Origin of the sequence: Acidovorax sp. SUPP2825 (genome assembly GCF_030158995.1) — a bacterium.
Taxonomy (GTDB): domain Bacteria; phylum Pseudomonadota; class Gammaproteobacteria; order Burkholderiales; family Burkholderiaceae_C; genus Paracidovorax.
Genome location: NZ_BQXK01000007.1, coordinates 1 through 13,372 on the forward strand (window position 1 = coordinate 1; position 13,372 = coordinate 13,372).

Annotated in this window: 11 protein-coding genes and 1 rRNA gene; all 12 read left to right on the top strand. The window is 64.0% G+C overall.

From position 1 onward, the window contains the following. The 12 genes from rrf to AVAK2825_RS10555 all read left to right on the top strand — a co-directional run bounded on the left by rrf (position 1) and on the right by AVAK2825_RS10555 (position 13,278). A 5S ribosomal RNA gene (gene rrf, locus AVAK2825_RS10500) occupies positions 1 to 113 on the top strand. 384 nt (positions 114 to 497) lie between these two features. After that, positions 498 to 896: a MerR family transcriptional regulator gene (locus tag AVAK2825_RS10505; protein ID WP_284397690.1), complete on the top strand. Its 399-nt coding sequence runs from the start codon at positions 498 to 500 to the stop codon at positions 894 to 896. Between the two features lie 40 nt (positions 897 to 936). Next, entirely contained in the window at positions 937 to 1,398 is a 462-nt protein-coding gene (locus tag AVAK2825_RS10510; protein ID WP_284397693.1) for a PaaI family thioesterase, read from the top strand. A gap of 37 nt (positions 1,399 to 1,435) precedes the next feature. Continuing rightward, positions 1,436 to 2,623: an isovaleryl-CoA dehydrogenase gene (locus AVAK2825_RS10515; RefSeq protein ID WP_284397695.1), complete on the top strand. Its 1,188-nt coding sequence runs from the start codon at positions 1,436 to 1,438 to the stop codon at positions 2,621 to 2,623. Positions 2,624 to 2,652: 29 nt separating this feature from the next. Continuing rightward, positions 2,653 to 3,315 (top strand): carbonate dehydratase, encoded by a 663-nt coding sequence (gene can, locus AVAK2825_RS10520; protein ID WP_284397697.1) that lies wholly within the window; start codon positions 2,653 to 2,655, stop codon positions 3,313 to 3,315. 28 nt (positions 3,316 to 3,343) lie between these two features. Then, positions 3,344 to 5,155: a bifunctional isocitrate dehydrogenase kinase/phosphatase gene (gene aceK, locus AVAK2825_RS10525; protein WP_284397699.1), complete on the top strand. Its 1,812-nt coding sequence runs from the start codon at positions 3,344 to 3,346 to the stop codon at positions 5,153 to 5,155. Positions 5,156 to 5,233: 78 nt separating this feature from the next. Beyond that, positions 5,234 to 6,418 carry an acetyl-CoA C-acyltransferase gene (locus tag AVAK2825_RS10530; RefSeq protein WP_284397705.1) on the top strand — a complete coding sequence of 395 codons (1,185 nt, stop codon included), beginning with the start codon at positions 5,234 to 5,236 and terminating at the stop codon, positions 6,416 to 6,418. A 111-nt stretch (positions 6,419 to 6,529) separates the two neighbouring features. Next, positions 6,530 to 7,201 carry an SDR family oxidoreductase gene (locus tag AVAK2825_RS10535; RefSeq protein ID WP_284397708.1) on the top strand — a complete coding sequence of 224 codons (672 nt, stop codon included), beginning with the start codon at positions 6,530 to 6,532 and terminating at the stop codon, positions 7,199 to 7,201. Continuing rightward, positions 7,198 to 8,349 (top strand): acyltransferase family protein, encoded by a 1,152-nt coding sequence (locus tag AVAK2825_RS10540; RefSeq protein ID WP_284397711.1) that lies wholly within the window; start codon positions 7,198 to 7,200, stop codon positions 8,347 to 8,349. Before AVAK2825_RS10535 ends, AVAK2825_RS10540 begins: the two co-directional genes overlap by 4 nt. Before the next feature lie 91 nt (positions 8,350 to 8,440). After that, a complete protein-coding gene (locus tag AVAK2825_RS10545; RefSeq protein ID WP_272565347.1) occupies positions 8,441 to 9,571 on the top strand; it encodes an acyl-CoA dehydrogenase family protein in 1,131 nt (376 codons plus the stop codon). 426 nt (positions 9,572 to 9,997) lie between these two features. Then, positions 9,998 to 11,473, top strand: a complete 1,476-nt coding sequence (locus AVAK2825_RS10550) for a protein kinase family protein (protein ID WP_284397717.1) — start codon at positions 9,998 to 10,000, stop codon at positions 11,471 to 11,473. A 350-nt stretch (positions 11,474 to 11,823) separates the two neighbouring features. Next, positions 11,824 to 13,278 (top strand): hypothetical protein, encoded by a 1,455-nt coding sequence (locus AVAK2825_RS10555; protein WP_284397720.1) that lies wholly within the window; start codon positions 11,824 to 11,826, stop codon positions 13,276 to 13,278. The last annotated feature ends 94 nt before the right edge of the window (positions 13,279 to 13,372 follow it).

Consider the following 13,372-nt stretch of genomic DNA (forward strand, 5'->3'; position numbering starts at 1 on the left):
CCTGATGACCATAGCAAGTTGGTCCCACTCCTTCCCATCCCGAACAGGACAGTGAAACGACTTTGCGCCGATGATAGTGCGGGTTCCCGTGTGAAAGTAGGTCATCGTCAGGCTCTTACAGCCCAAAGCGCCCCGACATCCAACGATGTCGGGGCGCTTTGCTTTGGAGAATGAAAATCTCTCCTGCAAATCTTCGCTAAACGCAGCCTGCTTGGTTGAACCAGTCTGAAGTCAGGTACGCCCTGTGCCTCCTGCCCAAGCCTGACAACGCATTGCAGGCTTCAATGCGGCGCTATTCGTCGGCCCCAAGCATTCAACGGACCACGCGACCACGCTGCCATTCCGATCAGCTTGGCCTTGATCCAGGCCAGCTCAATCCGCTCCAGGCCAGCGAATACGATACGATTGACGTTACGTCAACGTCAGCGAGCCCCCTCCCCACCACCGCAGCCGCTGACAGGGATGGATCTCCACTCCACGAGTCTCCCCCACCTCCTATGGCCACCACCACCTACACCATCAGCGACCTCGCCAAAGAGTTCGACCTCACCACCCGCGCTATGCGCTTCTATGAAGACATGGGCCTTCTCCAACCCCAACGCACCGGACCCGGCGCCCGTACTCGCATCTACACCGCTCGCGATCGCACTCGGTTGCGGCTTACCTTGCGGGCAAAACGCCTGGGGCTTTCGCTGACCGAGGCGAAGGAAATCATCGATCTCTACGACAGTCCCAGGGACACCGGTGTACAGCTCCGTAAATTCCTGGACGTGCTGGCGGACCACCGCAAGCAACTGGAAGCCCAGATGGCCGATCTTCAGGCGAATCTGGAGGAGGTGCGGGAGCATGAAAAGGAAGCGCGTGCACTGCTCCTCAAGGCAGAAAAGAAGAAATAGGCCATAATTGACGTTTACGTAAACGTAACTCAGCCAAGCCATGCCGATCACGTTGTCTGACCTTGCCCACCCCGATCATGTGCAACGCGTTTCCCAGAGTTTTGCGCTACAGGGCGCGATGCACACTTTGGGAGCGCATCTGGGGCGCATCGCCCCGGGCGAGGTGGACATCGAACTGGATTGGGCCCCGTCGCTGACGCAGCAGCATGGGTTTTTGCATGCGGGAATGGTGTCCGCCGCGCTGGATTCCGCCTGCGGATACGCGGCCTTCACCTTGATGCCCGACGAGGCAGCGGTGTTGACGATCGAATTCAAGATCAACCTGCTAGCGCCGGCGCGCGGGCCCCGTTTTCGCATGGAAGGCCGTGTCATCAAGCCGGGCCGGACCATCACGGTGTGCGAGGGCCGCGCCTACGGTATTGACGGCAGCCAGGAAAAACTCATCGCTACCATGGGCTGCACGCTCATGTCCGTGATCGGGCGCGATGGTGTTGCCGGCTGAACTTCTTCTTCACTGATTCCAAGAACAGGAGACTTCCATGACCCTCGCCAGCCTTCCCGGCCTGAATTTCCAACTGGGTGAAGACATCGACGCGTTGCGCGATGCCGTGCGCGATTTCGCGCAAGCCGAGATCGCACCGCGTGCGGCGGAGATCGATCGCACCAACCAATTTCCCATGGACCTCTGGCGCAAGATGGGCGAGTTGGGCGTGCTCGGCATCACCGTGCCGGAGGCGTACGGAGGTGCGCACATGGGGTATCTCGCGCACATGGTGGCGATGGAGGAAATTTCCCGGGCCAGCGCATCGGTGGGCCTGTCCTATGGCGCCCACAGCAACCTGTGCGTGAACCAGATCAACCGCAACGGCTCCGAAGAGCAAAAGCGCAAATACCTGCCCGGCCTGATCAGTGGCGAGCACGTGGGCGCGCTGGCCATGAGCGAACCGGGTGCCGGCTCCGATGTGATCAGCATGAAGCTCAAAGCCGAAGACAAAGGCGGCTACTACCTGCTCAACGGTACCAAGATGTGGATCACCAACGGCCCGGACGCCGACACGCTGGTGGTCTACGCCAAGACGGAGCCCGAACTGGGCGCGCGCGGCGTCACGGCTTTTCTGATCGAAAAGGGAATGACGGGCTTCAGCATTGCGCAAAAGCTCGACAAGCTCGGCATGCGGGGAAGCCATACAGGCGAGTTGGTGTTCGAGAACGTCGAAGTGTCGGCGAGCCAGGTCCTGGGCACCGTCAACGGTGGTGCCAAAGTTCTCATGAGCGGGCTCGATTACGAACGCGCGGTGCTGACCGGCGGGCCGCTGGGGATCATGCAGTCGGTCATGGACAACGTGGTTCCCTACATCCACGACCGCAAGCAGTTCGGCCAGAGCATCGGCGAATTCCAGCTGATCCAGGGCAAGGTGGCCGACATGTACACGGTGCTGCAGGCCGGCCGCTCTTTTGCCTACACGGTGGCGAAGAACCTCGACATGCTGGGCACCGACCATGTGCGCCAAGTGCGCAAGGACTGCGCTTCCGTCATTCTGTGGTGCGCCGAAAAGGCCACCTGGATGGCCGGCGAGGGTGTTCAGATTTTCGGCGGAAACGGTTACATCAACGAATACCCCTTGGGCCGCCTCTGGAGAGATGCAAAACTCTACGAGATCGGCGCCGGCACCAGCGAAATTCGCCGTATGCTAATCGGCCGCGAATTGTTCGCGGAAACATACTGATTTGTTGAACAATATTCGAAAGAACTGACATGGCCGTTCCCGACATCGAACAACTTTTTGTCCACAACCGTTCGTGGGCTGCCCAGATGGAGCGGGAACGTCCCGGGTTTTTCACTGGCCTCATGGCGCAGCAGAAGCCCAAGTACATGTGGGTCGGCTGTTCCGACAGCCGCGTGCCGGCCAATCAGATTACCGGATTGGAGCCCGGCGAGGTGTTCGTGCACCGCAACGTGGCCAACGTGGTGGTGCCCACCGACCTGAACTGTCTCTCCACCATCCAGTACGCGGTCGACCAACTGCGCGTCGAACACCTGATGGTGGTCGGCCATTACGGATGCGGCGGCGTGCTGGCCGCGCTGCAGGATGTGCGCGTGGGCCTGGCGGACAACTGGATCCGCCACGTGAAGGATGTGCGTGACCGCCACCGCGAGCTCATCGCCGCGACGCCGCAGGCGTGGCGCCACGACGTGCTGTGCGAACTCAACGCCATCGAGCAGGTGATGAACGTCGCACAGACCACTGTGATGCTCGACGCCTGGGCGAGCGGCCAGAACGTCACCCTGCACGCCTGGTGCTACGGCCTCAAGGACGGGTTGATCAAGAACCTGAACCTGGAGGTCTCTGGTACCGAAGGCCTCGACGCGCTCTACCAGGCAGCCGTTGCCGGCATTGCAGGCACCCGCCGCGAGTAAGCTCGTTCTCCTTCGCAGGACGCGGCCCATGTTTCCCCAGCGACTGGACTCCCCCCACGCCTACGCGATCGCCAAGGCGATGATGGATGGCTTCAACCGCCACTATCAGCTGTTCCGCACGGAGTCCGCGCGCGCCAAGCACCGTTTCGAGACGGCCGACTGGCACGGGCAGCAGCGGGCCCAGCGCGAGCGGATCGAGTTCTACGATCTGCGCGTGAAGGAATGCGTGCGGCGGCTGGACAAGGAGTTCAACGCGGGCGAGCAGCCCATGGACGTGTGGCACCAGGTCAAACTGCACTACATCGGCCTGCTCGTGGACCACCACCAGCCCGAGCTGGCCGAGACGTTTTTCAACTCGGTCACGACGAAGATCCTGCACCGCACGCATTTCCACAACGACTTCATCTTCGTGCGGCCCGCCGTGAGCACGGAGTACATCGAAAACGAAGAGCCGGCCGCCCGGCCGACGTATCGTGCCTATTACCCGTCGCCGGACACACTGCACGAGACGTTGGTCCGCATCGTGGACAACTTCCAGCTGCAGCGCGAGTTCGAAGACCTGGACCGCGATACCCGCCATGTGCTGGCCGCCCTCCAGCAGCGCCTGGGACCGCACACCAAGCTGCGCGCCAATTTCCAGGTGCAGGTGCTGTCGGGCCTGTTCTATCGCAACAAGGGTGCCTACCTGGTGGGCAAGGTGATCAACGGCTTCAACGAACTGGCGTTCGCCCTGCCCATCCTGCACGGCAGCGCGGGCCGCCTGGTGATCGATGCAGCCCTGTTCGGCGAGGACGACCTGCAGATGCTGTTCAGCTTCGCGCGGGCGTATTTCATGGTGGACATGGAAATCCCGAGCGCCTACGTGCAGTTCCTGCGCAGCCTGATGCCGCGCAAGCCCCGGGCCGAGCTGTACAACGCGCTGGGATTGGCCAAGCAGGGCAAGACGCTGTTCTACCGCGATTTCCTGCACCACCTGCGCTATTCCAGCGACCGCTTTCGCATCGCGCCGGGTATCAAGGGCATGGTGATGCTGGTGTTCGACCTGCCCAGCTTTCCGTTCGTGTTCAAGCTCATCAAGGACTACTACCCGCCACCGAAGGACACGACGCGCGAGCAGATCAAGTCCAAATACCTGCTGGTCAAGCAGCACGACCGCGTGGGGCGCATGGCCGATACGCTGGAGTACAGCGAGGTGGCCTTTCCACGCGAGCGATTCGAAGACGGGCTGATCGCCGAGATCGAGAAATTCGCCCCGAGCCAGCTGGAGATCAGCGACCGCGACGGCGACGGCCAGACCGAAGTCATCATCAAGCACCTGTACATCGAGCGGCGGATGATTCCGCTCAACATCTACCTGCAGGAGGCTTTCGATGCCGGCCTGCACGATGCGCGCGCGCGTCAGCAGATGGAGCGCAGCGTGGTCGAGTACGGCAACGCGATCAAGGACCTGGTGGCCGCCAACATCTTTCCCGGCGACATGCTGTGGAAGAATTTCGGCGTCACGCGCAACGGCAAGGTCGTGTTCTACGACTACGACGAGATCGAATACCTCACCGATTGCCAGTTCCGCCGCGTGCCCGCGGCGCGCAACGAAGAGGACGAGATGAGCGGCGAGGTCTGGTACGCCGTGGGGCCGCGCGACGTGTTCCCGGAAACCTTCGCCCCCTTTCTGCTCGGCAACGACGCGGTGCGCGATGTGTTCATGCGCCACCACGCCGACCTGCTGGACGCGGACTTCTGGCAGTCGCACAAGGAGCGCATCCAGGCGGGCCATGTGTACGACGTCTTTCCCTATGACAGCGAACGGCGGTTCTCGTCCAGGACTGCGCCGCCTTCCTGAGCGCCGCCGCGGCCGCACCCTGGCCGTTTCCTTTCGGCTTTTCCACCCTTCCCCTCTTTTTGCAGCAGGAGCAACAGCATGAGCAGTGATTCCATCGTCATCGTCGGTGCCGCACGCACCCCCATGGGCGCCTTCCAGGGCGATTTCTCCAGCCTGGCCGCGCACGACCTGGGCGGCGTGGCCATCCGCGCCGCCGTCGAGCGCGCGGGTATCGCGCCGGAGTCGGTCGAAGAGGTGCTGTTCGGCAATTGCCTGATGGCCGGCCAGGGCCAGGCGCCCGCGCGCCAGGCAGGCTTCAAGGGCGGGCTGCCGCAGAGCGCCGGCGCCGTGACGCTGAGCAAGATGTGCGGCTCGGGCATGAAGGCCGCGATGTTCGCGCACGACCTGCTGCTGGCCGGTACGCACGATGTGATCGTCGCCGGCGGCATGGAGAGCATGACCAACGCGCCCTACCTGTTGCAAAAGGGCCGCGGCGGCTACCGCCTGGGCCATGACCGCATCTTCGATCACATGATGCTCGACGGCCTGGAGGACGCCTATGAGCCCGGCCGCTCGATGGGCACCTTCGGCGAGGATTGCGCCGCCAAGTACCAGTTCACGCGCGAGCAGCAGGATGCCTTCGCCGTGGCCAGCGTGCAGCGCGCCAAGGCGGCCAGCGATTCCGGTGCGTTCGCCGACGAGATCGCGCCGGTCACGGTCAAGACCCGCGCGGGCGAGACCGTGGTGTCGGTGGACGAAGGCCCGGGCAAGGTCAAGCTGGACAAGATTCCCCAGCTCAAGCCCGCGTTCAAGAAGGACGGCACCATCACCGCCGCCTCCAGCTCCAGCATCAACGACGGCGCGGCCGCGCTCGTGATGATGCGCGAGTCCACCGCCCTCAAGCTCGGCCGCCAGCCCATCGCCCGCATCGTGGCCCATGCCATGCACGCGCAGGCCCCGGAATGGTTCACCACCGCCCCGGTCGGCGCCACCCAGAAAGCCCTGAACAAGGCCGGCTGGAGCGTGCTGGACGTGGACCTGTGGGAAGTGAACGAGGCCTTTGCCGTCGTGCCCATGGCGCTCATGAAGGAGCTGAACGTGTCGCACGATATCGTCAACGTGAACGGCGGCGCCTGCGCCCTGGGCCACCCCATCGGTGCCAGCGGTGCCCGCATCATGGTCACGCTGATCCATGCGCTGAAGGCGCGCGGCAAGAAGCGCGGCCTGGCCACGCTGTGCATCGGCGGGGGCGAAGGCACGGCCGTCGCGCTGGAGCTGATCTGATCTGATCTGATCTGATCTGATCGAGGTCCGTGATGTTTTGCTATTAAATATATAGCAATACGCCCTAGAATTGATTGCGGTGGAAGCCGATTGGATACAAGGATTCAGGCAGTGACCCAGACCGTTCTCGTCATCGGCGCATCGCGCGGCATCGGACTCGAATTCGTGCGGCAGTACCGCGAGGCCGGTTGGCGCGTGATCGCCACCGTGCGCGACGACGCCGGCCGCGAGCGCGTGCAGTCCCTGGGGGCCGAGCCGATGCGCGTGGATGTGGCCGACCCGGCCAGCGTCAGCGGCCTGGCCTGGCATCTGGACGGCGAAAAGCTCGACGTGGGGCTGTACGTGGCGGGCGTGATCCGCCGGCCCTCGGCGCTCACCCCGCCCACGCGCGAGGATTTCGATGCCGTCATGCGCACCAACGTGCTCGGCGCCATGCAGGCGCTGCCGCAGGTCGCGCCCCACGTGGCGATGGCGGGCGGCACCCTGGCGTTCCTGTCGTCCACCATGTCGCTCATCGGCAGCGTGCCGGGCAGCGATTCGTGGCTGTACCGCACGAGCAAGGCCGCGCTCAACATGGCGGTGGCCGCGGCGCAGCACGACTATCCGGGGGCCACGCTCATCACGCTCGACCCGGGCTGGGTGCAGACCGACATGGGCGGTGAGGGCGCGGCGCTCACGCCCGAGGCGAGCGTGCGCGGTATGCGCGCGGTGCTGGCGGGCGTCACCCCGGCCGACCGGGGCCGGCTGCTGCACCACGACGGCCGCCGGGCCGCGCACTGGTGAGCGCCGCAGCGCTGGACGCCCCGCGCGGGGCGGCGGTGATCGCGCCGACCGCGCATGGCGCGAACCATTTCAACCTGCTGCGCCTGGCTGCGGCGATCGCCGTGCTGCTGTCGCATGGCGAGTTCCTCTACCGCCTGAGCATGCCCGTGCCCTTCGCCGGACACAGCCTGGGCTCGCTGGCGGTGTACTGCTTTTTCTTCATCAGCGGCTACCTCGTGTGCCAGAGCTGGGAGCGCGAGCCGGACATCGGCGTGTTCTGGGCCAAGCGCGTGGCGCGGATCTTTCCCGGGCTGGTGGTGGCGACCGCGTTCGCTGTGTTCGTGCTGGGCTGGGCCATGACGCAGCTGCCCACGGCGCAGTACTGGTCCGATGCCCGCACGTGGATCCATTTCCTCAACAACGCCGTGGGGCTGGCCGTCATGCAGGTGCTGCCGGGCGTGTTCGAGAACAACCCTTTCGCCCGGTCGGTGAACGGCTCGCTGTGGACGATTCGCTACGAGCTGCTGATGTACCTGCTGCTGTCGATGGCGGGCGTGGCGGGGTGGACGCGGCGGCGCTGGGTGTATCCCGTGGCTGCGCTGCTCATGGCGGTGTCCTGGCAGTGGGCGCGGGTGGCCGGCTGGGACGCCTGGGTCGATGCCGGGCCGCGGTGGCTCACGGCGCTCTTCCACCTGTTCCACTGGGCCGAGGTGTCCGGGTTCGGCGTGGCGTTCCTGCTCGGCTGCACCTTCGCGGCCTACCGCGTGCGCAGCGGCCTGTGGCTGCTGGCGGTGGCCGTGCTGGGCGGCGCCTTGGCTTGGTTCACGCCGCAGGCGTGGAGCGTGCAGATCGGCGTGTGGGCCCTGGTGGCGGCCGGCATCTTCTGGGCCGCGCACGTGGGCGGTGGCCGCTCAGGCGGCTGGCTGCGCGAGGACCTGTCCTATGGCGTCTACATCTACGCCTTCCCGATCCAGCAGGCCGTGACGGAAATCAGCCTCAAACGCGGCTGGAGCCTGGCGGTGTGCATCGCGGTGTCGCTTGCGCTCACGCTGGCCATGGCCGCGTTCTCGTGGTTCTGCATCGAAAAGCCGGGCGTTCGCCACGGCCGCCGCTGGGTCGGTTGGCTGTCGCGCCGGCGCAGCCCGAGCGCGCAGGGCGCGGCGGTCTGACCGCACCGCGCCGGCGTGCCGCCCCTCGGATGCCGTTCCCCTTTTTCCATGCCCCATTCGGCCCCTTCTTTCGACGACGGAGACAAAAAGCATGCTGTTGAACCAAGACCAGGAAATGATCCGCGACGCGGTGCGCGATTTCGCCCAGCGCGAACTGTGGCCGCACGCCGCCCGCTGGGACCGCGAGCACCACTTTCCCCGCGAGGCCCACCAGGGCCTGGCCGCGCTGGGCGCCTACGGCATCTGCGTGCCTGAAGAGGACGGCGGCGCGGGGCTCGACTACCTGACGCTCGCGCTGGTGCTGGAGGAGATCGCGGCCGGCGACGGCGGTACCAGCACGGCCATCAGCGTGACCAACTGCCCGGTGAACGCCATCCTCATGCGCTACGGCAACGCCGCGCAGAAGAAGGCCTGGCTCGCGCCGCTGGCGCAGGGCCGGATGCTGGGCGCGTTCTGCCTGACCGAGCCGCACGTGGGCTCGGACGCATCGGCCCTGCGCACGACGGCGGTGAAGGACGGCGACGGCTACGTGATCAACGGCGTCAAGCAGTTCATCACCAGCGGCAAGAACGGCCACGTGGCCATCGTCATCGCGGTCACCGACAAGGGCGCGGGCAAGAAGGGCATGAGCGCCTTTCTGGTGCCCACCGACTCGCCGGGCTATACCGTCGCGCGGCTGGAGGACAAGCTCGGCCAGCACAGCAGCGACACGGCACAGATCCAGTTCGACCAATGCCGCGTGCCGGCCGAGAACCTGATCGGTGCGGAGGGCGAGGGCTACAAGATCGCGCTCGGCGCGCTGGAGGGCGGGCGCATCGGCATCGCCGCGCAGAGCGTGGGCATGGCACGCAGCGCCTTCGAGGCCGCACTGGCGTATTCGAAGGAGCGCGAGAGCTTCGGCACGCCCATCTTCAACCACCAGGCGGTGGGCTTTCGGCTGGCCGACTGCGCCACGCAGATCGAGGCCGCGCGCCAGCTCATCTGGCACGCGGCGGCGCTGCGCGATGCCGGCCGGCCGTGCCTGAAAGAGGCCGCCATGGCCAAGCTCTTCGCCAGCGAAATGGCCGAGCGCGTGTGCAGCGCGGCGATCCAGACGCTGGGCGGCTACGGCGTGGTGAACGACTTCCCCGTGGAGCGCATCTACCGCGATGTGCGCGTGTGCCAGATCTACGAAGGCACGAGCGACGTGCAGAAGATCATCATCCAGCGCGCGCTGGCCTGAGTTGGATGGCGCGGTGGTGGTGCGTTGGTGCGGCCATCCTCGCATGGGCTGACCGCGCCATCAGGCGCGGTTGATGGATTTCCGGTGCTGTGAGGGGCGAGTGGTCCGGGCGTGCTGTTCCTTCAAAGTCTAGAAGGACGGCCTGCATTTTTCGCTGGTTTGCCCAGTGCTTCGCCATGATGGGTTGGCGCGCGCGCAGATATCGGATGCTCCGAGACGCCGGCAGGTCTTGGCGGCAGAAAGAGAGCCATGTTGCCGGAGAACTCATTTCGGATAGATCGAAACCCCGGCCTGGGATCGCAGCGCATTCACACCGACGTGGAGCCATCCCGGTCGGCATCGCCCTCTCCGTCAGTGCTTAATGCACCAGCCGGGCTGCGCAGCGCTGCCAGGCGCCCACCGGGCACCCAAGAGCATGGCTCTCCCGTGCGCAGCCCGTTGCCACAGTCGCTGTTAGGCAAGGCGCAGGCAAGCACCAAGGCGTCTGTCGCAGCATCGGCGTTGCCTCTGCCTGCGGTGGTACGCCATACGCCCTTCGTCCCGCCACACGCCGGAATTCATGGCGCGTCTGATCCCCTGCAGCGCGCGGCAAGCGCCCCGCGATCCGCGCGTGTGCCCCGAACGACACTGGGGCAATTGCTGGCTCAGGAGCGCCGGGAGGAGGCCGAGCAGGCGCGATTGGCACTGTTCAATGCCGGTGGAGCACTGAAGCGGTTGAAGGACCGCGCGGCCAGGATGCATCCGTCCACGATGGACCAGCGATGGCACGCCATCTTGAATGGAAAGCCCAAACCCATGGAGGGGAAACGCAAAGAGGCGTTCGAGGATCTGATCTGGGCAGACGTCGTGGCGCTTGGCGAGGCTGGTGATATCGAAAACTCACGCGCGATCGACGAGATGATCAACGCGTTGAAAAATGGCACCGCTGGCCCTTCCATCCTGGAGCGAGACCGGCAGATGCTGTTGGAAGTGCTTGAGGGATGGGCCGTCAACTGCCGATACGATGAACTGAACCTGAAAATCACTCCCTATACGCGGCTGACCTTTACCGACGACCAGGTTCTTGAAAAGCCCGAGAAGCTGGGATCGGGAAAGTTCAACACGGTGTTTTCGGTCAAGCTGACGGGCCCGGATGGCGTTCCGATCGACGCCATTTTCAAGCCGCTCAGCACGGTGGAGCGTGGATGGGTGGCCATGGAAACCGGTATTCCCCCTGACGATCCACAGATCGCAATGCGCAACGTGGCCACGGTGGCCTATGTGAGAAAGCTCGGCATGCGCGTGGTTGCCGATACACGCGTCGCGTTGATCGATACCGGACAAGGCCGTCAACTGGGTATGGTGATGGAGCGGGCCCGCGGCAAGTCGGCCGCCGACACTGATCCAAAACTTTTCAGGCAAGCGAACGTATGTGCGGAAGTGACCAAGTTGCAGTTACTGGATCACCTCACAGGGCAAGGCGATCGCCATGCCGGCAACTATTTCATCAACCTCGAACCGGACGGGCGTGCCAAGGTGATGGGGATCGATAACGATCAATGCTTCGGACACAAAATGACGGACCCGGCCGGAATCGAAAGAATCCGGAATGATCCCTCGCGTAAAGGGTTCCGCGGGACGGGGCTGCCTCCGGTGGTGGATACCGAAATGGAGCGATCGATTGGCGCGCTCACTGAAACCGACATCCGTTCGATGCTGGGAGACAAGTTGAGTGAGGCCGAGATCGACGCGGCGGTCCAGCGGCACGAAGGCGTCAAGCAGCATATTGCGCAACTGCGTTCCACCAACCGCGTGATCGATCCGGCCGAGTGGGGCGATGCGGGCGTGCAGCAACTCCTGAACAGCCAAAACAGCTACGTGGGGCGCGAGCGTGACCATGCGCTGTCGATCACCACCTGGTGAGGCATTGATCGCCAACGCATGGCCATCGAATTGCCAGTGGCTCATTGCCAATCGCTCTTCGTTTTTTCGCCTTTCGGCCGTGGGCTTCGCAGCAGCGTGCAGGCCCGTGTTGTTGTCCGGCATAGTCGCTCGGGCCGAACCATTCTGGCGGCAGAAAGAAAGCCATGTTGTCGGATATCGCTTCCCGGCTTGCCCGAGGCCTTATACACAATAAGCCCCGCACCTCCGCCGATGTACCGAAGCCTCCTGAGACGCCTTCGCCCCTCGCTTCGGAAAGTCCTGCGGGACTCCGGCATGCGCCCAAACGGCCCCAAGGATCGTTGGAGCAACTCTCACCCCTTCGCAGCCCGTTGCCCTCCCTGAACAGGCAGCCCAGCATTCGACTGCAAAGTGAGATTCAAGAGTTGTCTTCTGGCGCCAATCCATCGCAAGGGCCGGATGCGGCTCCGCCATCGCAGAAGGTTGGCCGTCCGAGACTGGGCGAACTTTTGAAGCAGGAGCTTCGGCAGGAAAAAATCGAGCAAGCCGAAAAGGCCGAGCAAGACCGTCAGCAACGGCGTGCCGCGCTGGAGCAACTGGTGCATTCGGCGCTGCCCGACGGGGGACAGGCCATGAAACGGCTCAAGGAGCGCGCAGTCAGAAAGCACCCGAAGACGGCGGCTCAGATATGGCATTCGGTCCAGACCGGAATGCCCAAAACCATGAAAGACCAGCGCAGGTCGGCTTTCGAAACGTTGGTGCGCGCTGATCTGCGGGCGCTGGCATCCACTGGCCAGATCGCACCCAGGGCTGCGGTCGACCAATTGACCGAGGCGCTCGGCGAAGGCATCTTCGGCCAAGGCATCCTCAAAAGGGATCGAGCGCTTTTGCTGGAAATATTGGGTGACCTGTCCTTGGAAGGTCTCTACCGGCGGTGGAATCTGGCAATGACAGACGACACCAAGCCTGCCTTTACCGACGCAGACCTTCTGCAAGTGCCTAAACCGTTCGGCGCTGGAAAATCCACACACGTCTATGAAGTCAAGCTCAAGGAAACCGACGGCGCGGTGCTGAATGCCCTCTTCAAGCCGATTCCGAGGGAGGATTGGTCTTATGCCGGTTGGGCGACCGGCATTCCGAGATATGACCCTCAGACCGTGATGCGCAATCTCGCCACCGTCGATTACGCCAGGAAGCTCGGATTTCATGTGATCCCGGATACCCGCGTGGCACTGATCGACGTCGATAAAAAACCGTTTGATCCCTCCTTGGGCCTGCTCATGGAGCTGGCCCCTGGCGAACCGGCCGAGCGCACGCCTGCGAGCGTTTTGGCCCGGGCAGATGTTCGCGCGGAAGTGACCAAGCTCCAGCTGCTCGACCACCTGACGGGGGAGGGGGACCGCCATGGTTTCAATTACTTCATCCATATCGACGCGGACGATCGGCCCACGGTCATGGGCATCGACAACGACCAGTGTTTTGGCGAGATGTTGACCGATCCCGACGGTGCCCGATACGCCGATGACTCGCAGCACAGGCTCTTGGAGGGAGTCGGGCTGCCTCCCGTGGTGGATACCGACATGGAGCGCGCTATTGAGGCGATGACGGAGGACGACATCCATTCCATGCTCGGCAACAAATTGAACACCGCGGAAATTGCCGCCGCGCTTCAGCGGTACCGAGGCTTGAAAGCGCACATCGTTCAGTTGCGGGAGCAGAACTGGGTCATCGATCCGAAAGATTGGGAGACGCCGCAGGTGCAGGCGCTCATGACCCCTCAGAACAGCTACCTGGCACGCGATCTTCAACGAGTGGCAGGTGCTTGAGCCACGGGGCTCTGCGGCGGAAGGTCATGACATTTCGCATGCCGACCCCGTGCTTCGCTGCAATGGGTTCGTCCGGTGTCCTTGGCCGACACAC

What these genes read in the sequence shown, in the direction of transcription:
- AVAK2825_RS10505 (WP_284397690.1), top strand. Translation starts at nt 498, where the DNA reads ATGGCCACCACCACCTACACCATCAGCGACCTCGCCAAAGAGTTCGAC.
- AVAK2825_RS10510 (WP_284397693.1), top strand. Translation starts at nt 937, where the DNA reads ATGCCGATCACGTTGTCTGACCTTGCCCACCCCGATCATGTGCAACGC.
- AVAK2825_RS10515 (WP_284397695.1), top strand. Translation starts at nt 1,436, where the DNA reads ATGACCCTCGCCAGCCTTCCCGGCCTGAATTTCCAACTGGGTGAAGAC.
- can (WP_284397697.1), top strand. Translation starts at nt 2,653, where the DNA reads ATGGCCGTTCCCGACATCGAACAACTTTTTGTCCACAACCGTTCGTGG.
- aceK (WP_284397699.1), top strand. Translation starts at nt 3,344, where the DNA reads ATGTTTCCCCAGCGACTGGACTCCCCCCACGCCTACGCGATCGCCAAG.
- AVAK2825_RS10530 (WP_284397705.1), top strand. Translation starts at nt 5,234, where the DNA reads ATGAGCAGTGATTCCATCGTCATCGTCGGTGCCGCACGCACCCCCATG.
- AVAK2825_RS10545 (WP_272565347.1), top strand. Translation starts at nt 8,441, where the DNA reads ATGCTGTTGAACCAAGACCAGGAAATGATCCGCGACGCGGTGCGCGAT.